This window comes from Streptomyces tendae, from assembly GCF_008632955.1.
Lineage (GTDB): Bacteria > Actinomycetota > Actinomycetes > Streptomycetales > Streptomycetaceae > Streptomyces.
Map to the genome: position 1 here is coordinate 1,939,050 of NZ_CP043959.1, position 20,824 is coordinate 1,959,873.

The following is a 20,824-nucleotide window of genomic DNA, read 5'->3' on the forward strand; positions in this document are numbered from 1 at the left end:
ATGACCGACACCCTCGACCTCGACCTGCGCCCGGTGATCGCACAGCAGCCCGATCCGGTGGTGTTCGCCGCGGTCTCCGGCGCGCACCTGTACGGCTTCCCGTCCCGTGACTCGGACGTGGACCTGCGGGGCGCCCACCTGCTGCCGGCCGCCTCCCTCGTCGGACTGCGCGAACCGGACGAGACCCGCTCCAGGACGTGGGTGCGGAACGGCGTCGAGATGGACCTGGTCACCCACGACCTGCGCAAGTTCGTCCGCCTGATGCTGCGGCGCAACGGCTACGTCCTGGAACAGCTGCTCTCCCCGCTGGTCGTCCACACCACCGACGCCCACCGGGAACTGGTCGCGCTGGCACCCGGGGTGCTCACCAGCCACCACGCCCACCACTACCGGGGGTTCGCGGGCACGCAGTGGCGGCTGTTCGAGAGGACCGGCGAGCTGAAACCGCTGCTGTACACCTTCCGGGTGCTGCTCACCGGCATCCACCTGATGCGGGCCGGGCAGGTGCGGGCACATCTGCCCACGCTGGCCGGGGAGGTGCCGGAGGCCCCGGCCTACCTGCCGGAGCTGATCGACGCCAAGGCGGAGCGGGAGCACGGGGGCGCCGACGTCGACCACGACCGGGTGCGGGAGGACGTGGGGCGGCTGCACGGGGTGCTGGACGCGGCACAGGCCGCGTCAGGTCTGCCCGACGCGCCGGGGGGACACGACGCCCTGCACGACCTGCTCGTCCGGGTACGACTGGAGGGCTGACGCGCGGCGGGCGCGGACGAGGAAGGCCTCCGCCCGCCGCCGGTCCGGGTCCTCCGGGAGGGGGCTGTGGGCCGCTGCCGGCCCGGCCTCGGCGGTCAGCCGGTTCATCCGGGCCTCCACCTCAGGCCACGGCACCTCGCCGCGCTTCACCTCGAGCAGTTCCTCACGGCGATCGCCCACGTCGACCGTGAGGACGCCCGTGCGGAGCAGGTCGCCGGCGGTCATCAGCAGGCGGAGCAGGTGCATCGCGTGCTTCCAGCGCGGGGCGCCGTGGGCGCGGACGTCGGCGTCCAGCTTGCGGCGCTGGCCGTGGGCGTACCGGACGAACGTCTCGTGGACCCTGCGGGAGAGGAACGCGCCACGCAGCGACAGCAGCTCACGCCCGGTGGCGTCGGCGTACTCCACCAGCGGGGAGTGCAGACACTCCAGGACGTTGGGGTTGCCGCGCAGCGCCAGCTCGCAGAAGCGCTCCAGCTCCCAGCTGAACTGCTCGTCGGCCGGTCCCTCGACATGCGTGGGCGGCTTGTCGAAGCCCCAGAACAGGGGAGTGGGCGCGAGGAACACGCCCCGGAGGTCGGTGTCGCTGGCCTCCATGGCCAGACCGAAGGCACGGGAGCCCATGACGCAGGCGTAGATCGTGTGGTCGGTCACCAGGCTCTCGGGGCGCATGCGGGGGAGCGTACGCGGAGGATCACGCCCGGCGGATCGTATTTCCGTCCACCGTGATCCGCTCCTCGGGCAGTGGCCGGGTCGCCGGGCCCCGCTCCACCGAGCCGTCGGTGACGCGGAAGCGGCTGCCGTGACACGGGCAGTTGATCGCGCCGTCCGAGACGTCGGAGACCAGGCACCGCTGATGGGTGCAGACCGCCGAGAACGCCTTGAACTCACCCTCCTCGGGCTGGGTGACCACGATCTCCTCAGCTCCGAGGATCCTGCCCCCGCCCACCGGCACGTCCGCCACCGGCAGCAGCTCCTGCCCGGGCGTCCCCTCACCTTCCGCGGTGTCCGACGGCGTACCGGCCCCGCCGTCCTCCGCACCACAGCCCACGGTCAGCGCCGCCGCGCCCGGTGCGAGCAGAACGGTGCGCCGCGTCGCCCGTGTCGTCATGTCGTCACTCCCCAGATCGCCTCGCCGCATCCTGACACCGAATACGGCGCAGGAGAAGCAATACCGGCACAACATCACCCACCAGGCATATCGCCCGTCTCAGCGGGCGGGCGCCCGGCACCGGTCCGGCCCGCTCCTGACTACGCTGGACGACCGAACAGTCTTTACGCACGTCAGCAAGGAGCATCGTCGTGGCGGTACGCGCGGTCCGGGGGGCCGTCCAGTTGGAGCGGGACGAGGCCGGACACATGGAGGAGCAGGTCGGCGCCCTGCTCACCGCCGTGCTGGAGCGCAACGAGCTGCACACGGACGACCTGATCAGCATCTGGTTCACGGCCACGCCCGACCTGCACTGCGACTTCCCGGCCGCCGCCGCCCGCAAGCTGGGCATCGTCGACGTCCCCCTGATCTGCGCCCAGGAACTCGACATCGAGGGCGCCATGCCCCGCGTCGTCCGCCTCCTCGCGCACATCGAGTCCGACCGGCCCCGCGCCGACGTCGCCCATGTGTACCTCGGTGCCGCGGCCGCCCTGCGCAAGGACATCGCCCAGTGAGAACCGCCCTCGTCATCGGCACCGGACTGATCGGCACGTCCGCCGCCCTCGCCCTGTCCCAGCGGGGCGTCGCCGTCCACCTCGCCGACCACGACCCGGAGCAGGCCCGCACCGCCGCCGCCCTCGGCGCCGGCACCGACGAGGCGCCCGGAGGACCCGTGGACCTCGCGATCGTCGCGGCCCCGCCCGCACACGTCGCCGACGTGCTCGCCGACGCCATGCGGCGCGGTCTGGCGCGCGGGTACATCGACGTCGCCAGCGTCAAGGGCGGCCCGCGCCGCGAGCTCCAGGCACGCGGACTCGACCTGACCCCGTACCTCGGCACCCACCCCATGTCCGGCCGGGAGAAGTCCGGCCCGCTGGCCGCCACCGGCGACCTCTTCGAGGGCCGCCCCTGGGTGCTCACCCCCACCCGGGACACCGACACCGAGGTGCTCAACCTCGCCCTGGAGCTGGTCTCCCACTGCCGGGCCGTGCCGGTCGTCATGGACGCCGACGCCCACGACCGCGCCGTGGCCCTTGTCTCCCACATGCCGCACCTGGTGTCCAGCATGGTCGCCGCCCGCCTGGAGCACGCCGACGAGGCCGCCGTACGCCTGTGCGGGCAGGGCATCCGGGACGTGACCCGGATCGCCGCCTCCGACCCGCGGATGTGGATCGACATCCTCTCCGCCAACCCCGGACCGGTCGCCGACCTGCTCACCGACGTCGCCGCCGATCTGGAGGAGACCGTCCGCGCCCTGCGCGCCCTGGAGTCCTCCGACGAGGACAAGCGCCACGAGGGCACCACGGGCATCGAGCAGATGCTGCGCCGCGGCAACGCCGGCCAGGTCCGCGTCCCGGGCAAGCACGGCTCCGCGCCGCGCGTCTACGAGATCGTCGCCGTGCTCATCGACGACCAGCCGGGCCAGCTCGCCCGCATCTTCGCCGACGCCGAGCGCGCCGGCGTCAACATCGAGGACGTCCGCATCGAGCACGCCACCGGACAGCAGGCCGGTCTCATCCAGCTCATGGTGGAACCCAAGGCGGCCCCGGTCCTCACCGCCGCCCTGCGGGAGCGGGGCTGGGCGATCCGGCAGTGACCCCCGCCTCCCCGGGCAGGGGAGGACGTCCGCATGTCGGAGGGGTTCCCGGGAGCCAGTAATCTGGTGCGGGGCGTGTCCACGCCCCGCACACCCCACCCCACCGCACCAGGAAGGTGTTCCTCCGTGGAAAACGGCGCCGCCAAGCCCGTGATCGTCGCCATCGACGGTCCCTCCGGCACGGGCAAGTCGAGCACGTCGAAGGCCGTGGCGGCGCAGCTCGGGCTGAGCTACCTGGACACCGGCGCCCAGTACCGGGCGATCACCTGGTGGATGGTGACCAACGGCATCGACATAGCGGACCCGTCCTCGATCGCCGCCGCGGCGGGCAAGCCCGAGATTCTCTCCGGCACCGACCCCACGGGCCCGACGATCACGGTCGACGGGGTGGACGTGGCCGGCCCGATCCGCGAGCAGGACGTCACCTCCAAGGTCAGCGCCGTCAGCGCGGTGCCCGAGGTGCGCGCCCGGATCACCGAGCTGCAGCGCGCCATCGCCGCCTCCGCCGTCACCGGCATCGTCGTCGAGGGCCGTGACATCGGCACCACGGTGCTGCCCGACGCCGACCTGAAGATCTTCCTCACCGCCTCGGCGGAGGCCCGCGCCGCCCGCCGCAGCGGCGAGCTGAAGGGCGCCGACCTGCACACCACCCGTGAGGCCCTGATCAAGCGGGACGCGGCCGACTCCAGCCGCAAGACCTCCCCGCTCGCCAAGGCCGACGACGCCGTCGAGGTGGACACCACCGACCTGACCCTGCAGCAGGTCATCGAGTGTGTCGTCACCCTCGTCGAGGAGAAGCGGGCCGGAAAGTGACCGACGTTCCCTCGACGCAGGGCGCCGAGGTCGGGCGGCGCATCGGCGTCGGCCTGATGTACGGGCTGTGGAAGCCGCGCGTGCTGGGCTCCTGGCGGGTCCCCGCGTCCGGCCCGGTGATCTTCGCCGTGAACCACTCGCACAACATCGACGGCCCCATGGTCATGGGCGTGGCGCCCCGTCCGACGCACTTCCTGATCAAGAAGGAGGCGTTCGTCGGCCCGCTCGACCCCTTCCTGACCGGCATCGGCCAGCTGAAGGTCGACCGGCACTCCACCGACCGCACGGCCATCGCCCGGGCGCTGGGCGTCCTGGAGCAGGGCGGCGTCCTCGGCATCTTCCCCGAGGGCACCCGCGGCGAGGGCGACTTCGCCTCGATACGCGCCGGGCTCGCGTACTTCGCGGTGCGCAGCGGGGCGCCGATCGTGCCGGTCGCCGTCCTGGGAAGTTCCGACCGGCCCGGCCGGTTGGTAAAGGCGCTGCCCCCGCTGCGCTCCCGCGTCGACGTCGTCTTCGGCGACCCGTTCGACGCCATCGAAGGGGCGCGAAGCTCCGATACGGGCGGTGGTGGGCGACGGGCGGGCGGCAGCGGGAGACGTACGCGCAAGGCACTGGACGAGGCCACCGCACGCATCCAGAAGCAGCTCACGGCCCACCTGGAAAACGCCAGGCGTCTCACCGGCCGCTGAGCGACACTTGAGTAGTGGATCTCCGTCACCACGGGGGTCCACCGATCACCACGATGAACGAGGTACCGACTTCATGAACGACCACATCGAGCCCGGCGGCTCGGACGCGCACGACGCTGCGCACGAGCACGATCACGGGGCGCTGGGCGATGCCGAGTTCGCGGAGTTCATGGAGCTCGCCGCGGAGGAGGGCTTCGACCTCGAGGACGTGGAGGGCGCCATCGAGGAGGCGGGCCACGGCCCGCTGCCGGTGCTCGCCGTCGTCGGCCGCCCCAATGTCGGCAAGTCGACCCTGGTGAACAGGATCATCGGCCGCCGCGAGGCGGTCGTCGAGGACAAGCCCGGCGTCACCCGCGACCGCGTCACCTACGAGGCCGAGTGGGCGGGCCGCCGCTTCAAGGTCGTCGACACCGGCGGCTGGGAGCAGGACGTCCTCGGCATCGACGCCTCCGTCGCCGCCCAGGCCGAGTACGCCATCGAGGCGGCCGACGCGGTCGTCTTCGTGGTGGACGCCAAGGTCGGCGCCACCGACACCGACGAGGCCGTGGTCCGCCTGCTGCGCAAGGCGGGCAAGCCGGTCGTGCTGTGCGCCAACAAGGTGGACGGCCCGAGCGGCGAGGCGGACGCGTCCTACCTGTGGTCGCTGGGCCTCGGCGAGCCGCACCCCGTCTCCGCCCTGCACGGCCGCGGCACCGGCGACATGCTGGACAAGGTCCTGGAGGCGCTGCCGGAGGCCCCGGCGCAGAGGTTCGGCGCCGCCCTCGGCGGTCCGCGCCGGATCGCCCTGATCGGCCGGCCCAACGTCGGCAAGTCCTCGCTGCTGAACAAGGTCGCGGGCGAGGAGCGGGTCGTCGTCAACGAACTCGCCGGCACCACCCGTGACCCGGTCGACGAGATCATCGAACTCGGCGGCAAGACCTGGAAGTTCGTCGACACGGCGGGCATCCGCAAGCGGGTCCACCTCCAGCAGGGCGCCGACTACTACGCCTCGCTGCGCACCGCCGCCGCCGTCGAGAAGGCCGAGGTGGCGGTCGTCCTGATCGACGGCTCCGAGTCCATCTCGGTCCAGGACCAGCGCATCGTCACCATGGCGGTCGAGGCGGGCCGCGCGCTCGTCCTGGCGTACAACAAGTGGGACACCCTCGACGAGGAACGCCGCTACTACCTGGAGCGGGAGATCGAGACCGAGCTCGGCCAGGTCGCCTGGGCGCCCCGGGTGAACGTCTCGGCCCTCACCGGCCGCCACATGGAGAAGCTCGTCCCGGCGATCGAGACGGCCCTGGCGGGCTGGGAGACCCGGGTCCCGACGGGCCGCCTGAACGCCTTCCTGGGCGAGCTGGTCGCCGCCCACCCGCACCCGGTGCGGGGCGGCAAGCAGCCGCGCATCCTGTTCGGCACCCAGGCGGGCACCAAGCCGCCGCGGTTCGTGCTGTTCGCCTCCGGCTTCATCGAGGCGGGGTACCGGCGCTTCATCGAGCGCCGGCTGCGCGAGGAGTTCGGCTTCGAGGGCACCCCGATCCACATCTCGGTGCGGGTGCGCGAGAAGCGCGGCAAGAAGAAGTAGCCCTCGGCCGGGCACGGCGAAGGGGCGGTCCCGTGTTCCCGGGACCGCCCCTTCGTCCGTCTGCCGTGCTCCTCAGACGCCGCTGCGGGGGGCCGGGGGCAGTCCGGCCGGCACGTGGTGCATCTCGGCGCCGCCCCGGCCGACCGCGCCCACGCGCTGCCACTGCGGGGGCTCGGCGGCGTGCCGGGCGAGGGACGCGGTGAAGGACCCGGGACTGTGATCCCGGTACCCGCCCGTACTGGGGATGTTCCCGAAGGCGGTGAACCCCCAGTCCTCCTCGCCGCTGCGGTCGCCCGGCAGCGAACGGAAGGACTTGACGTACTCGGTGTAGAGAGCGTCGTAGATCGGCGTGGCCGAGTGGCCGCTCCGGGAGTCCTGCGCCGGGCGCACGGGGGCGGGAACCGAGGCGAGGGACTGGCGGCGGGGAGCGTCATATGCGTGCACGTATGTCCAAACGACCCCGTGCCACAAGGGATGCGGCCCCCCACAAGTTTTCGCAGGTTACGCCCCTCAGGAGCCCCCTAGGACCGCACACCAGCCACCCCTCAGGGGCGCGGGGAACGGCGCGCCAAGCCCCCACCGAAGGGTCAGCCGAGGAGCACGCCCGAGCCACCCCTCAGGGGCGCGGGGAACGGCGCGCCAAGCCCCCACCGGCCGCCGGCCGAAGAAGCACCCCCGCACCGCCCCACGCTCGCCGGGATCAGATCCCGGCGAGCGGCAGCGCCGACGCCACCAACTTCCCGTTGGCCGCCGCCTTGTCCAACGCGTCCCGCAGCAGATCCTCCCGCGGCTGCCGCCCGATGGAACCGACCGGAGCGGCGAACATCAGCACCTGCTGGTGCTTGTTCGCCGCCGCCCGCCACCCGTCGGTGACCTGGAGCGGCTGGTGGGCCTGCCACCAGGCCACCGGACGGCCGCCGTTGGGGCTCGGCTGGAGCACGGCGTGCAGCTGGCCCGCGGCGAGCAGCACCGACCAGCCGTGCAGCACCGGCGGTACGCCCGCCAGCTCGGTCAGCGGCATGAAACCCTGCTCGATCAGCAGCGGCAGGAAGTCGTCGCCGGAGCCGAGCGACCCGGGCCGGGCGACCGGAGCGGTCGGCTCGACCACCAGGGCCGGGTGCAACTCGCCCTGGAGCAGCACCAGTCCGCTGGTCACCCCGAGAACGGCCTGTTCGGGCACGAGGTTCGCGGCCTGCGGCTGCGGCTCCTGCGGCGTCTGCTGCACAGCCTCGTACTGCTGCTGCGGGTGTTGCGGCGACTGGTACTGCTGCTGCGGCGACTCCGCCCCCGTGCCGCCGATCGCCCGCACGGCGCCCTGGAGCTGCTCCTCGGTGACCTGAACGATCTGCGAGGGCAGGCAGGTGGCGTGGGCGAAGGCGAGCACGGCGGTCTCGTCCCCGATGAACAGGACGGTGCTGGTGCGCTCCTGCGCCGAGTCGCCCGGGGTGCGACAGGAGGTGCAGTCGTAACTGCCCGGGGCGGACTCTCCGGCGAGCAGGCGTGCTGCTTCTTCGTCGCCGATCTCGGCGCGTACCTCGTCGCTGACGTCGAGCATGCGCGGCACGGGTGGCTCCCTCGGGATGCGGTGCGTGGCGAGGCCAGGTGGCTCCCGGCTCGTGGTCCGGGTGGGTCCCCGGCTCATGAAGAAGACAACGGGCGATCTGTGGCGGGAGTCACGCCTTACGGCGAACGGAATCGAACCATCCAGCGCGCGGGGTCACGGCCGGTGCGGAATGCGACCCCCAACGTCAACTCGCCTTACCCGCAAGGGGATTGAAGGGGTGAAGTGACACACAGCGGAAGCGGTCTCCTGGTCGACAAATCCGGAAATCAGGGAATGAAGTGGGTGGCCGAAATTCGCCGATGCTCCGGGTGAGGATCACCTGGCCAGGTGCGACATGGGTACCTCTCGCACGACCCGACGGCGGACGGGGCGGGCGCGGCCACGCTCGCCGCCACGGGCGGTGTCGCGGCGGTGGGCGAAGGGGTGGGGGATCGCATCGCCCGTGCGAGAGCGGCGGCGACCGACGCGTCCGGACCATGTGACGGAATTGCGTATGTCTTGTGCACATCGCTTGTGCGGGCCGACCGGGTGCGGCGGCGAATTCACCCCGGCGTACGCCGGAATACAGGCACGTCGCTTTCCTGTCGGAGTTTGCCTGGGTGATGACACGCCGCGCGGAAATTGCACCCGAATGGTTCCGGGAGTGACAGGGAATCGCTCATTCGAGTGACGGCCGTCCGTACGCCGCTGTCGTGATCCTGTGACACAAGTGTGACCGCGCGCGTTCCGGCCCCTCGGCTTCCGGTGCGGACTTCCGTGCTCGCGGAGCAGGGCATAGCGTGGCCGCATGGCACCCATTCCGACACCCCCCGCGGAACCTCAGGACAGTCCGGACGCCTACGTCGGCCTCACCGCCGACCGGGCCGAACACCTCGCGCGCGAGCGCGGCTGGTCCGCGGTGCGGGCACTGGCGCCGGGGACCGTGATCACCATGGAGTACCGCGTGGGTCGGCTGAACTTCGAGGTGAAGGACGGCCGGGTGGCGCGGGCCTGGAAGGGCTGAGGGACGGCGAAGGCCCCGGTCCGTGAGGGGACCGGGGCCTTCGCCGTGCTCGGACCGTCAGGGGCGCGGAGCCGGTGTCGTACCGCGCGGGTGGCGCTCCGTGTGCTGCGGGCGCCGGCTGCCCGCGGGCGTCACCGGGGAGCGCTCGGCGCGGCTGGTGTGCGGGCCGGGCGCCAGGTAGACGGGCGACCGTGCCGCGCGGCCGGCCGGGACCGTCTCGTGCGCCGTCGTCTCGGCGCGCTCGGCGAGCGGCCTGAGCACGACGGGCCGGCCCGCGGGGGCGGGTACCCGGGCCGGGGTGCGGCGGCGGTCACGCAGACGGTCGCGCACGGCCAGGATGCGGGCCTCGGCCCAGGTGATCACCGGCTCGAACCATGGCAGCGCCAACAGGATCAGCAGGCCCGCCACCCAGCCCAGCAGCACGTCGCTCAGCCAGTGCGTCCCGATGTAGACGGTGGACATGCCGACGCCGAGGGAGGTCACCGCGGAGAGTGCGGACAGCCAGCGGCGGGCCCGCGGAGTCGAGGCCAGATAGGCCAGAATGCCCCAGGTCACCACGGCGTTCGCGGTGTGACCGCTGGGAAATATATCGCCGCCGAGCCACATCTCGTTCGAGCCGATCTCGGTCGCGTAGTGCGGCCCGAGTCTTCCCATGCCGTACTTGGCGGCGCCCACGGTGATGTTGAGCAGCAGCAGGGAGGCACCGAGGGCGAGCAGCGGACGCAGGGTGTGCTGCCGCCAGGAGCGCCAGCCCAGCCAGGCGGCGACCATCACGGCGGTGGGGCCGCGCTGGCCGAGCACCACGTAGTAGTCGACGAAGGCGTGCAGCTCCGGCCACTGCTGGTAGGGGCGGAAGAACATCACCTGCCAGTCCAGACGGACCAGCCAGGAGGTGACCACCACGGCCCACACGATCGCCCCGTAGAAGGCCAGGGTGGCGCCGAGGAGCACCATCCGGTGCCGGCTCATCCGCGGCATGCCGACGTGAGCCGGTCGCTCCGGCTCACGGTCCAGCCTCGCGAACACCCGGTCCAGACGGGTGTGACTCCGTTCGGTACGCACCCAATCGACGTTACAGCGAGTGAGTGCGCAACCCTGACGATTCAGCGTCTTTGTGATGACGATGTGATGTGGCATTCCTCTCAGCCGCGCCTTTATTTCCGGCGAATCCGAACCCCCGCACGTAATTGTTTTGCTCATGCAGTGCGCCCGGATTATCGGGCTTATGAATTGGTTCACCGGGGGCTCGTGCGGAATTTCCGTGGTGCTCACCGCCCGGCCGCACGGCGGGTCAGGGCGGCCCGGACCCGTTCAGCCAGAAGGCGCCGTACACCGCCGAGGCCGCCGCGACCGCCCCCACGACCCGCACCAGGCGGTGCGTCCGGGCCCGTGCCAGGAGCAGGGCGAGCGGCAGCAGCAGGGGGAAGGCGGGCATCAGCAGCCGCGGCTTGGAGCCGAAGTAGCTGGACGCGCACAGGGCCAGCGCGGTGACCACACCGGCGTACACCAGCAGCGGGAGCGGCTGCCGCTGCCGCACGCAGAGCACGTAGAGCCACACCACCAGGCCCACACCGGCCAGCAGCGCCACGCCGGCGAGCGCCGACGGAAAGGAGGTGAACCTGGCGGCGGCGAAGCGGGCGAAGGCGTAGCCGCCGTCGAAGCCGTTGCGCCAGCCCGCCTGGACATCGAGATATCCCAGGAGGCCGTTCCCGGTCCGGTGGCCGACCCACAGGACGTAACCGGCGGCTCCGAGGGGCGCGAGCAGCATCCCGGCCACCCGGCGCAGGCGGACACCGGGGGCGCCCGGCCCGTCCGGCGCGCCGCCGGGGGCGCCCGTGCGCGGGCTGGCCGCCGGCGTACCGGCGCGAGCGTCCTCGCGTGCGCCGTCCCCCGGCAGCGCACTGCCGCCCCCCACGAAGGAGGTGCCGTCCGGCGCCGGTCCGCCGCGCTCCCGCAGGAAGGCGACGACGCCCGCCGCCCACACCGCCGCGACCACCGCGAGCCCCACCGGCCGGGTCAGCCCCGCCAGCCCCGCCAGCACACCCGCCGTCACCCAGCGCCCGGTCAGCACCGCGTACAGCGCCCAGGCCGCGAGCGCCGTGAACAAGGACTCGCTGTACGCCATCGACTGCACGATCCCGACCGGCAGCACCGCCCACAGCAGCACCGCGCACACCCCGGCCCGCCGCCCGTACACGTGGTCGGCCACCGCGAAGATCCCCCAGGCCGCGGCCAGTGAGGCGAGCAGGCTCACCACGAAGCCGCCGTCGGCGTACGACAGCGGGGACACCGCCGCCGCCAGCCGCTCCAGCCACGGAAGCAGCGGGAAGAACGCCAGGTTGGAGTGCACGTCGCCATTGGGCAGCCGCACCTCGTAGCCGTACCCCAGCTCGGCGACCCGGGTGTACCAGAGGGAGTCCCAGCGGGCGGTCAGCAAGGTGTACGCGCTCTTGCCGCGCGCCTCGCTCCACAGGGCCAGGACGACCAGACCCAGGGCACGCACGGCGGCGTACCCGAGGAGAGCCGGGGCGGCCCGGCGCAGTGCTCCGGGGCGGGCCACGGCGGCGCGCGTCTCGAGATCGTTCACGCGCCGATTATCGACCCGGCCCGGAACCGGACCGCCCGCGGTGACGTGTGAACCGGACGAGGGGAGTGGTGTACGCCACACCGATTCGCCGTGACGGTGAGAGGCCCGCCACTCGACCTCAGCGTTCCCTCGCGTACTCTGACGTGTCACTCGCCGTTCGCTGCCCGGGCCGGGGACGACCGCTTCTCTCCGGCCGAGTCACGGGGGAGTCCCCCACCCCGTGAGCCCGCCGTACCGCGAGGGAACATCTGGGAGGTACGTACATGTCCGGGACGACCACGGCCGCCGCGCTGCGCCGTAGGGCGGCCGGGGCCGGTGCCAACCGCTGGGTGGTGCTCGTCGTCCTCTGCGTCAGCCTGCTGCTGGTCGCCGTCGACGCCACCGTGCTGCACGTGGCGGTCCCCGCCGTCACGGAGGACCTCAAGCCCGGCGCCGTGGAACTGCTCTGGATCGTCGACGCCTACCCGCTGGTCTGCGCCTCGCTGCTGATCCTTTTCGGCACCCTGGGCGACCGGGTCGGCCGCAGACGCGTCCTCCTCCTCGGCTACACCCTGTTCGGCGTGGCCTCGGCCCTGGCGGCCTTCGCGGACAGCGCCGAGCTGCTGATCGCGGCACGGGCGCTGCTCGGCGTCGGCGGCGCGATGATCATGCCTGCCACGCTGTCGATCCTGCGCCAGGTCTTCCCCGACCGACGCGAGCGGGCGCTCGCCATCGGCATCTGGAGCGCCGTCGCCGCCGTGGGCGCCGCGGTCGGTCCGCTGCTCGGCGGCTTCCTGCTGGAGCACTTCTGGTGGGGCTCGGTTTTCCTGGTCAACATCCCGCTGATGCTGGTCAGCCTCCCCGTCGGGCGGCTCCTGCTGCCCGAGTCGAAGGGCGACGGCAGCGGCCCCTGGGACGTGGTCGGCGCGCTCACGGCCGCCGCCGGTCTCTTCGCGGTGGTCCTCGGCGTGAAGCAGCTCGGCGGTGGGGAGACCGGCCCGGGCACCTTCCTGCCGCTGGTCGCCGGAGTGGCCCTGCTGGCGGTGTTCGTACGCCGGCAGCGCCGACGCGCGCACCCCCTGATCGACCTGCGGATGTTCGCCCGGCCCGCGTTCAGCACCTCGGTGGGCTGCATCGTGCTGGCGATGCTCGCCCTGGTCGGCCTGGAGCTGATCGCGGCGCAGTACCTCCAGCTCGTGCTGGGACTGTCCCCGCTGGAGACCGGGCTGCGGCTGCTGCCGCTCACCGTCGCCGCGATGGCGGCGGGACTGGCCGGGGCGCGGGCGCTGCGCCGGTTCGGCCCGCGGCGCATGGTCTCCTTCGGCTTCTGTCTCACGGCCGGGGCGGTGGTGATGCTGACCGCGATGGGCGGCCAGGACAACGCCCCGCTGCTGCTCGGCGGTTTCGTCCTGCTCGGCTTCGGCCTGGAGACCACCCTGTTCGGCGCCTACGAGTCGATGCTCAGCGAGGCGCCGCAGGAGCAGGCCGGCGGGGCGGCGGCGATCGGCGAGACCTCCTACCAGCTCGGTGCCGGCATCGGCATCGCGCTGCTCGGCAGCGTGATGAACGGGGCCTACGCGCCCGGCCTCGCCCAGGTCCCCGGGGTGCCCGCCCCGGCGTCCGACGCGGCGGCGCACTCGCTGGGTGAGGCGTACGAGGTGGCGGCGCGGCTCGGCGGCCCGGCGGGGGAGGCGCTGCGGCTCGCGGCGCGCCAGTCCTTCGTGCACGGGCTGCACGTGACGCTGCTGGTCAGCGCGGGCCTGCTGCTGGCCGGAGCGGCGATGGCGCTGCGGCTGCCGCGGGTGATGCAGTGCGAGACCGCCCCCGGGGTTCCTTCCGGGACCGCCCCCGGCACCCCCTCCGGGACCACTCCCACGACCGGTTCCGGGGCAGCCCCGGAGACCACCGCGAAGGCCGGCCCGGGCGGCAGCCCCGCGCAGATGCCCGCACCCCGGAAGGCCGCCGAATCCCGCGGTCCCGGCCTGAGGGTGTGAGCCACGCCCGCACCGCCCGGGGTGGACGCCGGAAGGCCGGCGTCGTAACGTCGCCCCGAGCCTGACTAGCAGTGCTAGTCGTGCACGTCGACGTTCCGGCTGACCAGCCCCCGGAGGGTGCCCCCATGTCCGCGTCCGCGAAGCCGCCCGCGTTCGATCCCGCCGACCCTCTCGGCCTCGACGACCTGCTGGAGCCGGAGGACCTGGCGATCCGGGACACGGTGCGCGGCTGGGCGGCGGACCGCGTGCTGCCGTACGTCGCCGACTGGTACGAAAAGGGCGAGCTGCCCGGCATCCGGGACCTGGCCCGGGAGCTCGGCGCGCTCGGCGCGCTCGGCATGTCCCTCGACGGCTACGGGTGCGCGGGCGCGAGCGCCGTGCAGTACGGGCTGGCCTGCCTGGAGCTGGAGGCTGCCGACTCCGGGATCCGCTCCCTGGTCTCCGTGCAGGGCTCGCTCGCCATGTACGCCGTCCACCGCTTCGGCAGCGAGGAGCAGAAGCGGCACTGGCTGCCCCGGATGGCCTCGGGCGAGGTCATCGGCTGCTTCGGGCTCACCGAACCCGACCACGGCTCCGACCCGGGCTCGATGCGCACCTACGCCAAGAAGGACGGCGCCGACTGGGTGCTCAACGGCCGCAAGATGTGGATCACCAACGGCTCCGTGGCCGGGGTCGCCGTGGTGTGGGCGCAGACCGACGACGGCATCCGCGGTTTCGCCGTGCCGACCGACACCCCGGGCTTCTCGGCCCCGGAGATCAAGCACAAGTGGTCCCTGCGCGCGTCCGTCACCAGCGAACTCGTGATGGACGACGTACGGCTGCCCGCCGACGCGGTGCTGCCGGAGGTGACCGGGCTGAAGGGCCCGCTGAGCTGTCTGTCGCACGCCCGGTACGGGATCGTGTGGGGGGCGATGGGCGCCGCGCGGAGCAGCTTCGAGGCGGCGGTCGACTACGCGAGGACCCGGGAGCAGTTCGGGCGGCCCATCGGCGGCTTCCAGCTCACCCAGGCCAAGCTCGCCGACATGGCGGTGGAACTGCACAAGGGGATCCTGCTCGCCCACCATCTGGGGCGGCGGATGGACGCCGGCCGCCTGCGTCCCGAGCAGGTCAGCTTCGGCAAGCTCAACAACGTGCGCGAGGCCATCGACATCTGCCGCACGGCCCGGACGATCCTTGGGGCCAACGGGATCTCGCTCGAGTACCCGGTGATGCGGCACGCGACGAACCTGGAGTCGGTCCTCACCTACGAGGGCACCGTCGAGATGCACCAGCTCGTGCTGGGCAAGGCGCTCACCGGAATCGACGCGTTCCGGTAGGACCACGCCTGCGGGGGCGGGGCCGGCGAGCGGCCCCGCCTCAGCTCTGGTTGAAGAAACCGTCGGTGCGGTGGGCGGCCGGTTCGCCGCTGACCACCTCGGTGTCGGCCGGGCTGAGCAGGAAGACCCGGTTGGACACCCGCTCGATCGAGCCGCGCAGACCGAAGATCAGGCCCGCCGCGAAGTCGACGACGCGCTTGGCGTCGGTGGCGTCCATGGCCGTGAGATTCATGATGACCGGCACGCCCTCGCGGAACAGCTCACCGATGGCGCGGGCGTCCCGGAAGCTGTCCGGGGTGATCGTGCCGATCCGGCGGCCCCGCTCCTCGGCGGCGTCAGCGGCCACCTTGACCCGCGGATCGGTGACCCAGGCCTCCCCGGGCTCGGTCCCGTCGGAGTAGTCGTCGTCGTAGTAACGCTCGTCTTCGTTGTCGTCGACGAGGCCAAGCCAGGCACTCGCCTTGCGTACCGATCCCATGGACGCCTCCTCTCACAGCGGTCTTTCGTGCTTTCCGCATCCCTATGGTCGTCCATGATGCGGAGGGTGCGCCAAGTGGATAGACGCCGCGCGGGGGGTTTGTGACGGTACTGGTGCACAGCGAATCCGTCGAGAGTCCTGGTTTCCCAAGGGCCCTGACGTAAACGGCTGCTGACTGTGAGTGAAATATGATTCTACGCGGCGTACGGGTGATGAAGGGCGCATACGGGTGAACGCCGTGACCGATACGATGCCGCCGCTGAACGTCGCACGCATGCACGGGGGAACGTCGTGTTCGGAATCGTCAGGCCCTGCCGTCACCGGCTGGGCGAGAAGTTCACCGCCCAGTGGACGGCCCACCTCTGCGGTCTGTGCCTGGCGCTGCGCGGGGACCACGGACAGCTCGCGCGGATCGTCACCAACTACGACGGACTGCTTGTCTCCGTCCTGACGGAGGCTCAGTCGGACGTCGGCGGCGCGAAACGGCGCACCGCGGGGCCCTGTCCGCTGCGCGGCATGCGCACCGCCTCCGTCGCCCACGGTGAGGGCGCGCGGCTGGCCGCGGCCGTCTCCCTCATCCTGGCCTCCGCCAAGGTGCGCGACCACGTCGCCGACGGGGACGGGCTGCTGGCCCGCCGTCCGGTGGCGGTCGCCGCCCGCCGGGTCGCGGCGAGCTGGGACCGGGCGGGCGCCCGGACCGGCTCCGACCTCGGCTTCGACACCGCGGTCCTCGTCGACGCGGTGGACCGGCAGACCGGCATCGAGACCCTGGCCGGATACGGCACCCCGATCCTCACCGTCACCGAGCCGACCGAGACCGCGACCGCGGCGGCCTTCGCGCACACCGCGGTGCTGGCCGGACGGCCCGGCAACGCGGCGCCGCTCGCGGAGGCGGGGCGGCTCTTCGGGCGCCTCGCGCACCTGCTGGACGCCGTGGAGGACCGGGAGGCCGACGCCGCCTCCGGCGCGTGGAACCCGCTCACCGCCACCGGCACCCCGCTCGAGGAGGCCCGGCGGCTCGCCGACGACGCGGTGCACGGTATCCGCCTCGCCCTGAGCGAGGCCGAGTTCACGGACGGCGGTCTCGCCCACCGGCTTCTCGTGCATGAACTACCCGACTCCGTCCGACGTGCCTTCGGTACGCCCTCCTGTGCCCACGGTTCGCACCCTTACGCCCCTCCTGGTGCTCCGGGCGCCCCGACGCCCCCCGAGCCGCCGCGCCGCGACCGGCGCGGGCTGCTGGCGGGGTGCGCCGTGTGGCTGGGACTCGCCTGTACGTGCCAGATGTGCTGCGGGACCTACGAGGATCCGTGGACGCGGGAGCGCAAGGAAGGCTGTGCCAACAACTGCGACTGTGACTGCTGCGAGTGCTGTGACTGCTGCAACTGCTGTGGGGAGGACGGCGGGTGCGGCGGGTGCGACTGCGGGTGCGACTGCTGAGCGGGAGGCGGGTGTCGCCGGGCGGGTGCCGTGCGGCACTGAGCGGAATCCAGCCATCCTTTTCCTTGTTCGACCGGTCGACACCGGGGCGTGACGACCGGTAACGCGATGTCGGGCGGGGAGCAACTCGACTACTCGTCCCTAAAGCACAGGCCAAAAGGCACCCTTGCGCCGAACGGTCGGTCGGCCGAATACTCGCCGCAGCGCTTGTCAGGGGCACGTCGGATTCGGAATCCGAACGCGTCGGGTCTCCTGACTGCGCCTCACGGGCCCACAAACCCCACGAGGGCCCCCTACTTCCTTTGTGGAGGAACGAAAAGTGAGGATCAAGCGCACCACCCCTCGCAGCGGCATCACGAGACGGACTCGGCTGATCGCCGTCTCCACCGGCCTCGTGGCCGCCGCCGCAATCGCGATCCCCAGCGCGAACGCGGCCGACACCCCCACCACCTTCAGCTCTTCCGCGCTCAAGAGCGCGAGCAGCTCGGTGCTGAAGGCCGACATCCCGGGCACCGCCTGGGCCGTCGACAGCAAGACCAACCGGGTCGTCGTGACCGTCGACAGCACCGTCTCCCAGGCCGAGATCAACAAGATCAAGCAGCAGGCCGGGGACAACGCCGAGGCGATCACCGTCAAGCGCACCCCGGGTCAGTTCACCAAGCTCATCCAGGGCGGCGACGCCATCTACGCGAGCAGCTGGCGCTGCTCCCTCGGCTTCAACGTCCGCAGCAGCAGCGGGGTCGAGTACTTCCTGACCGCCGGTCACTGCACCGACGGCGCGGGCACCTGGTACTCCAACTCCGCGCGCACCACGGCCATCGGCACGACGGCCGGATCCAGCTTCCCGGGCAACGACTACGGCATCGTCCGGTACACCGGCTCCGTCAGCCGGCCCGGCACCGCGAACGGCGTGGACATCACCCGCGCGGCCACCCCGAGCGTGGGCACCACGGTCATCCGTGACGGCTCCACCACGGGTACGCACAGCGGCCGGGTCACCGCGCTCAACGCGACCGTCAACTACGGCGGCGGCGACATCGTCTCCGGTCTCATCCAGACCACGGTCTGCGCCGAGCCCGGCGACTCCGGCGGCGCGCTCTACGGCAGCAACGGCACCGCGTACGGTCTGACCTCCGGCGGCAGCGGCAACTGCTCCTCCGGCGGTACGACCTTCTTCCAGCCGGTGACCGAGGCCCTGAGCGCCTACGGGGTCAGCGTCTACTAGGACGTCCTCCGGCGACGCCGGTCCCCGTGGCTCCGTCAGGAGCCGGCAGCCCGACGAGCCCCCGCACGCGATCCGCGTGCGGGGGCTCGTCCCTGTCCGGGGCCGGCGTCGCAACCGGTGCGGACGCAACGCCCGCCCGTCGCACCCCGGCCGGATCCCGGCCGCGAGGGGGCGATTTTCGGCCACACCGCGAACGGGTGGGCTGTACCGGGAGTTACGCCGGTGTGCCGTTTGCAGTGCGAACCGCCGCCCGTGTCCATGAACTGTCAGGACATAGAGGACGCACGCCTCTTGTCGTACGCGCGTCCTGAAGTCGACCTTGTGTGCTCCCTGTGAGGTTCGGAAGAGTGGGCGCCGTTCAACCGGCACGGGCGTGGCTTTTGTTGTGCGTCACCCCCGTGGCCGTACGCCTTCCGGTCCGGTGGGGTCCCCACAACCACCCCGGGCCGTCCCCCCACAGGAGGACGTGAGTTGAAGCACCGACGCATACCCAGGCGCCGTGCCGTCATGGCGGGTGCGGGCATCGCCGCACTGGCCGCGGGCGCGGTCACCTTCCAGACTGCGAACGCCAGCGAGGTCCCGGCCGGCGCCGCGCCCCGCACCCTCTCGGTCCAGGCGGCCGGAAATCTCGCCTCGACGCTGCTCCAGGACCTGGGCACCGACGCGGCGGGAACGTACTACGACGCGAAGACCAAGAGCCTCGTGGTGAACGTGCTCGACGAGACCGCGGCCGAGGCCGTCACGTCGGCCGGGGCGCAGGCGAGAGTCGTGGCGAACTCCCTCGCCGATCTCAGGAGCGCGCGCACCACCCTCCAGCAGGACGCCACGATCCCGGGCACCTCCTGGGTGACCGACCCGGTCTCCAACAGGGTCGTCGTCACGGCGGACCGCACGGTCTCCGAGGCCGAGTGGGCCAAGCTCACCCAGGTCGTCGAGGGGCTCGGCGCCAAGGCCGAACTCAAGCGCACCAAGGGCGAGTACAAGCCCTTCGTCGCGGGCGGCGACGCCATCACCGGCAACGGCGGGCGCTGCTCGCTCGGCTTCAACGTGACCAAGGGCGGCGAGCCGCACTTCCTCACCGCGGGCCACTGCACCGAGGGCATCTCGACGTGGTCGGACTCCTCGGGCAACGTGATCGGTGAGAACGCCGCGTCCAGCTTCCCGGGCGACGACTACGGCCTGGTCAAGTACACGGCCGACGTGGCCCACCCGAGCGAGGTGAACCTCTACGACGGCTCCTCGCAGTCCATCAGCGGCGCCGCCGAGGCCACCGTCGGCATGCAGGTGACCCGCAGCGGCTCCACCACCCAGGTGCACTCCGGCACGGTCACCGGCCTGGACGCCACGGTGAACTACGGCAACGGCGACATCGTCAACGGTCTGATCCAGACCGACGTCTGCGCCGAGCCCGGCGACAGCGGCGGCTCGCTCTTCTCGGGCAGCAGCGCGGTCGGCCTCACCTCCGGCGGCAGCGGCGACTGCTCCTCGGGCGGCGAGACCTTCTTCCAGCCCGTGACGGAGGCCCTGTCGGCCACCGGTACGCAGATCGGCTGAGCACCGGGTTCTCCCGCGAAGTCCCGCTCCGTGCGTCAGGGGCGGGACTTCCGCGTGCCGGTGCCGGGCTCTCCGCTCCGGATCAGGCGGGGCGCCGTTCCCGGCGGGGCAGCGCCGTCAGCAGCGTGACCACGCTGCCGGCGAGGGCCCAGGCCGACAGCACCAGCAGGGGACCGGTCACGGCGTTGCCGTTGAAGTACGCGATCGAACGGGCCGTCCAGGTGCCGGCACCCGGGGGGAGCGCCGGGCCGATCGCCGCCCAGAAAGGCGGCAGCATCGGGGCGGGGAAGGCGCCGCCCGCGCTCGGGTTGCCGGCGATCACCACGAGCAGGATCGCCAGTCCGATGCCCACGATGTCGAAGAGTCCCTCCAGCGCGAGGGTCGCCACGCCGACGCCGAAGGTGGTCAGGGCACCCAGACCCCACAGGGCGGCCACGCTCCCGGGGAGCGCGCCGAGGATCGGCCCCACGATCACCGCGCCCCCCAGGCCCCCGAGGACGCCGGTCAGGGCCATGGCGCCGATCCGGATCACCGCGCGGCGCGGATTGGCCGGCTTGGCCCCCGCACTGATCGCCAGGATCGAAGCGCACAGATAGCCGCCCACGCACCAGCCCACCACCAGGTAGAAGGACGTCAGGCCGTCGAAGTCGTCCGGGGAGGCAGGAGCCACGTCGACGGTGCGCACCGTGCGCCGCTCGGCGTGTTCCACTTCGCGCAGGAGGCTGTTCAGGGAGTTGGAGAGGGCGCTGCCGGCACCGGAGGCGACGAGCAGCGTGTCCTCGGTGCCGCGGGGGTCCACGATCAGCGCGCCGTCGGCCTCGCGGTTCAGGATCTGCTGCCGCGCGGTCGCCTCGTCCTTCACCGTCCGCGGGTCCAGCGGGGAGCCGGGCAGCTGCTTCAGCGTGGTCACCGTCCGCTCGGCGGCGGGGGGCGGTGCGACGACCCCGAAGGCCGCGTCGCGCAGTTTCGGATGGTGCAGCGCTCCGACGTAGGAGGCGATGAACAGCAGCATGAGCGCGATCACGCCGAGCACGAGCAGGGCGGCCCGGGGGGTGACGGCGTCGTGCACCTCGCCGAGGAACGAGCGCGGGCGGGTCCCGAGGCCGGTGCTCTGTGTCATG

At 72.3% G+C, this 20,824-nt stretch carries 20 protein-coding genes; 12 read left to right on the plus strand and 8 right to left on the minus strand.

Translation table 11 applies throughout. The annotated features are described in order from the left end of the window. The gene (locus F3L20_RS09025; RefSeq protein WP_150153663.1) at nucleotides 1-753 is read left to right on the plus strand and encodes a nucleotidyltransferase domain-containing protein; all 753 of its coding nucleotides are present in this window, start codon (nucleotides 1-3) and stop codon (nucleotides 751-753) included. Here the strand turns inward: F3L20_RS09025 and F3L20_RS09030 are convergent. After that, entirely contained in the window at nucleotides 679-1,422 is a 744-nt protein-coding gene (locus tag F3L20_RS09030) for a nucleotidyltransferase domain-containing protein (protein ID WP_150153665.1), read from the minus strand. The two genes, F3L20_RS09025 and F3L20_RS09030, sit on opposite strands and share 75 nt — an antisense overlap. Nucleotides 1,423-1,444: 22 nt before the next feature. Next, entirely contained in the window at nucleotides 1,445-1,861 is a 417-nt protein-coding gene (locus tag F3L20_RS09035) for a Rieske (2Fe-2S) protein (RefSeq protein WP_150153667.1), read from the minus strand. A 191-nt stretch (nucleotides 1,862-2,052) separates the two neighbouring features. Between F3L20_RS09035 and aroH the strand changes: the two genes are divergently transcribed. The 5 genes from aroH (at nucleotide 2,053) to der (ending at nucleotide 6,563) form a co-directional block, all read left to right on the plus strand. Beyond that, entirely contained in the window at nucleotides 2,053-2,415 is a 363-nt protein-coding gene (aroH, locus tag F3L20_RS09040) for a chorismate mutase (protein WP_150153669.1), read from the plus strand. Further along, a complete protein-coding gene (locus F3L20_RS09045; RefSeq protein ID WP_150153671.1) occupies nucleotides 2,412-3,497 on the plus strand; it encodes a prephenate dehydrogenase in 1,086 nt (361 codons plus the stop codon). Before aroH ends, F3L20_RS09045 begins: the two co-directional genes overlap by 4 nt. Before the next feature lie 126 nt (nucleotides 3,498-3,623). Continuing rightward, nucleotides 3,624-4,310, plus strand: a complete 687-nt coding sequence (gene cmk / locus F3L20_RS09050) for a (d)CMP kinase (protein ID WP_145828116.1) — start codon at nucleotides 3,624-3,626, stop codon at nucleotides 4,308-4,310. Beyond that, the gene (locus F3L20_RS09055; RefSeq protein ID WP_150153673.1) at nucleotides 4,307-4,999 is read left to right on the plus strand and encodes a lysophospholipid acyltransferase family protein; all 693 of its coding nucleotides are present in this window, start codon (nucleotides 4,307-4,309) and stop codon (nucleotides 4,997-4,999) included. Before cmk ends, F3L20_RS09055 begins: the two co-directional genes overlap by 4 nt. Nucleotides 5,000-5,072: 73 nt before the next feature. Beyond that, nucleotides 5,073-6,563, plus strand: coding sequence for a ribosome biogenesis GTPase Der (gene der / locus F3L20_RS09060; RefSeq protein WP_024885283.1), 1,491 nt, complete (start codon nucleotides 5,073-5,075; stop codon nucleotides 6,561-6,563). Between the two features lie 72 nt (nucleotides 6,564-6,635). Here the strand turns inward: der and F3L20_RS09065 are convergent, their stop codons facing one another. Together F3L20_RS09065 and F3L20_RS09070 are read right to left on the minus strand one after the other, a co-directional pair. After that, nucleotides 6,636-7,007 (minus strand): hypothetical protein, encoded by a 372-nt coding sequence (locus tag F3L20_RS09065; protein ID WP_150153675.1) that lies wholly within the window; start codon nucleotides 7,005-7,007, stop codon nucleotides 6,636-6,638. Between the two features lie 256 nt (nucleotides 7,008-7,263). Beyond that, nucleotides 7,264-8,127: a hypothetical protein gene (locus F3L20_RS09070; protein ID WP_150153677.1), complete on the minus strand. Its 864-nt coding sequence runs from the start codon at nucleotides 8,125-8,127 to the stop codon at nucleotides 7,264-7,266. Nucleotides 8,128-8,914: 787 nt separating this feature from the next. Here F3L20_RS09070 and F3L20_RS09075 point away from each other — a divergent pair. After that, entirely contained in the window at nucleotides 8,915-9,130 is a 216-nt protein-coding gene (locus F3L20_RS09075) for an I78 family peptidase inhibitor (RefSeq protein ID WP_024885280.1), read from the plus strand. A gap of 57 nt (nucleotides 9,131-9,187) precedes the next feature. On the opposite strand, the gene F3L20_RS09080 is transcribed toward F3L20_RS09075, so the two are convergent. Next, a complete protein-coding gene (locus tag F3L20_RS09080) occupies nucleotides 9,188-10,192 on the minus strand; it encodes a phosphatase PAP2 family protein (RefSeq protein ID WP_150153679.1) in 1,005 nt (334 codons plus the stop codon). Between the two features lie 229 nt (nucleotides 10,193-10,421). Then, nucleotides 10,422-11,717, minus strand: coding sequence for a glycosyltransferase family 39 protein (locus F3L20_RS09085; protein WP_150153681.1), 1,296 nt, complete (start codon nucleotides 11,715-11,717; stop codon nucleotides 10,422-10,424). A 263-nt stretch (nucleotides 11,718-11,980) separates the two neighbouring features. On the opposite strand from F3L20_RS09085, the gene F3L20_RS09090 reads away from it, so the two are divergent. Both F3L20_RS09090 and F3L20_RS09095 read left to right on the plus strand, forming a co-directional pair. Then, entirely contained in the window at nucleotides 11,981-13,690 is a 1,710-nt protein-coding gene (locus F3L20_RS09090; RefSeq protein WP_150153683.1) for an MFS transporter, read from the plus strand. A 125-nt stretch (nucleotides 13,691-13,815) separates the two neighbouring features. Next, nucleotides 13,816-15,006, plus strand: a complete 1,191-nt coding sequence (locus F3L20_RS09095; RefSeq protein WP_145828109.1) for an acyl-CoA dehydrogenase family protein — start codon at nucleotides 13,816-13,818, stop codon at nucleotides 15,004-15,006. A gap of 40 nt (nucleotides 15,007-15,046) precedes the next feature. Here the strand turns inward: F3L20_RS09095 and F3L20_RS09100 are convergent, their stop codons facing one another. Continuing rightward, entirely contained in the window at nucleotides 15,047-15,484 is a 438-nt protein-coding gene (locus tag F3L20_RS09100) for a cell division protein SepF (protein ID WP_024885275.1), read from the minus strand. A gap of 291 nt (nucleotides 15,485-15,775) precedes the next feature. Between F3L20_RS09100 and F3L20_RS09105 the strand changes: the two genes are divergently transcribed. The 3 genes from F3L20_RS09105 to F3L20_RS09115 all read left to right on the plus strand — a co-directional run bounded on the left by F3L20_RS09105 (nucleotide 15,776) and on the right by F3L20_RS09115 (nucleotide 19,703). After that, complete coding sequence (locus F3L20_RS09105) at nucleotides 15,776-16,924, plus strand: DUF5685 family protein (protein ID WP_150153685.1); 1,149 nt, start codon at nucleotides 15,776-15,778, stop codon at nucleotides 16,922-16,924. A 319-nt stretch (nucleotides 16,925-17,243) separates the two neighbouring features. Continuing rightward, nucleotides 17,244-18,149 (plus strand): S1 family peptidase, encoded by a 906-nt coding sequence (locus tag F3L20_RS09110; RefSeq protein ID WP_024885273.1) that lies wholly within the window; start codon nucleotides 17,244-17,246, stop codon nucleotides 18,147-18,149. A gap of 507 nt (nucleotides 18,150-18,656) precedes the next feature. Beyond that, complete coding sequence (locus F3L20_RS09115; protein ID WP_167534675.1) at nucleotides 18,657-19,703, plus strand: S1 family peptidase; 1,047 nt, start codon at nucleotides 18,657-18,659, stop codon at nucleotides 19,701-19,703. Nucleotides 19,704-19,785: 82 nt separating this feature from the next. On the opposite strand, the gene F3L20_RS09120 is transcribed toward F3L20_RS09115, so the two are convergent. Beyond that, complete coding sequence (locus tag F3L20_RS09120) at nucleotides 19,786-20,823, minus strand: DUF3533 domain-containing protein (RefSeq protein ID WP_150153689.1); 1,038 nt, start codon at nucleotides 20,821-20,823, stop codon at nucleotides 19,786-19,788. Nucleotide 20,824: the final 1 nt, after the last annotated feature.

What these genes read in the sequence shown, in the direction of transcription:
- der (WP_024885283.1), top strand. Translation starts at nt 5,073, where the DNA reads ATGAACGACCACATCGAGCCCGGCGGCTCGGACGCGCACGACGCTGCG.
- F3L20_RS09035 (WP_150153667.1), bottom strand. Translation starts at nt 1,861, where the DNA reads ATGACGACACGGGCGACGCGGCGCACCGTTCTGCTCGCACCGGGCGCG.
- F3L20_RS09100 (WP_024885275.1), bottom strand. Translation starts at nt 15,484, where the DNA reads ATGGGATCGGTACGCAAGGCGAGTGCCTGGCTTGGCCTCGTCGACGAC.
- F3L20_RS09120 (WP_150153689.1), bottom strand. Translation starts at nt 20,823, where the DNA reads ATGACACAGAGCACCGGCCTCGGGACCCGCCCGCGCTCGTTCCTCGGC.
- F3L20_RS09090 (WP_150153683.1), top strand. Translation starts at nt 11,981, where the DNA reads ATGTCCGGGACGACCACGGCCGCCGCGCTGCGCCGTAGGGCGGCCGGG.
- F3L20_RS09025 (WP_150153663.1), top strand. Translation starts at nt 1, where the DNA reads ATGACCGACACCCTCGACCTCGACCTGCGCCCGGTGATCGCACAGCAG.
- F3L20_RS09075 (WP_024885280.1), top strand. Translation starts at nt 8,915, where the DNA reads ATGGCACCCATTCCGACACCCCCCGCGGAACCTCAGGACAGTCCGGAC.
- F3L20_RS09115 (WP_167534675.1), top strand. Translation starts at nt 18,657, where the DNA reads ATGGCGGGTGCGGGCATCGCCGCACTGGCCGCGGGCGCGGTCACCTTC.
- F3L20_RS09095 (WP_145828109.1), top strand. Translation starts at nt 13,816, where the DNA reads ATGTCCGCGTCCGCGAAGCCGCCCGCGTTCGATCCCGCCGACCCTCTC.
- F3L20_RS09030 (WP_150153665.1), bottom strand. Translation starts at nt 1,422, where the DNA reads ATGCGCCCCGAGAGCCTGGTGACCGACCACACGATCTACGCCTGCGTC.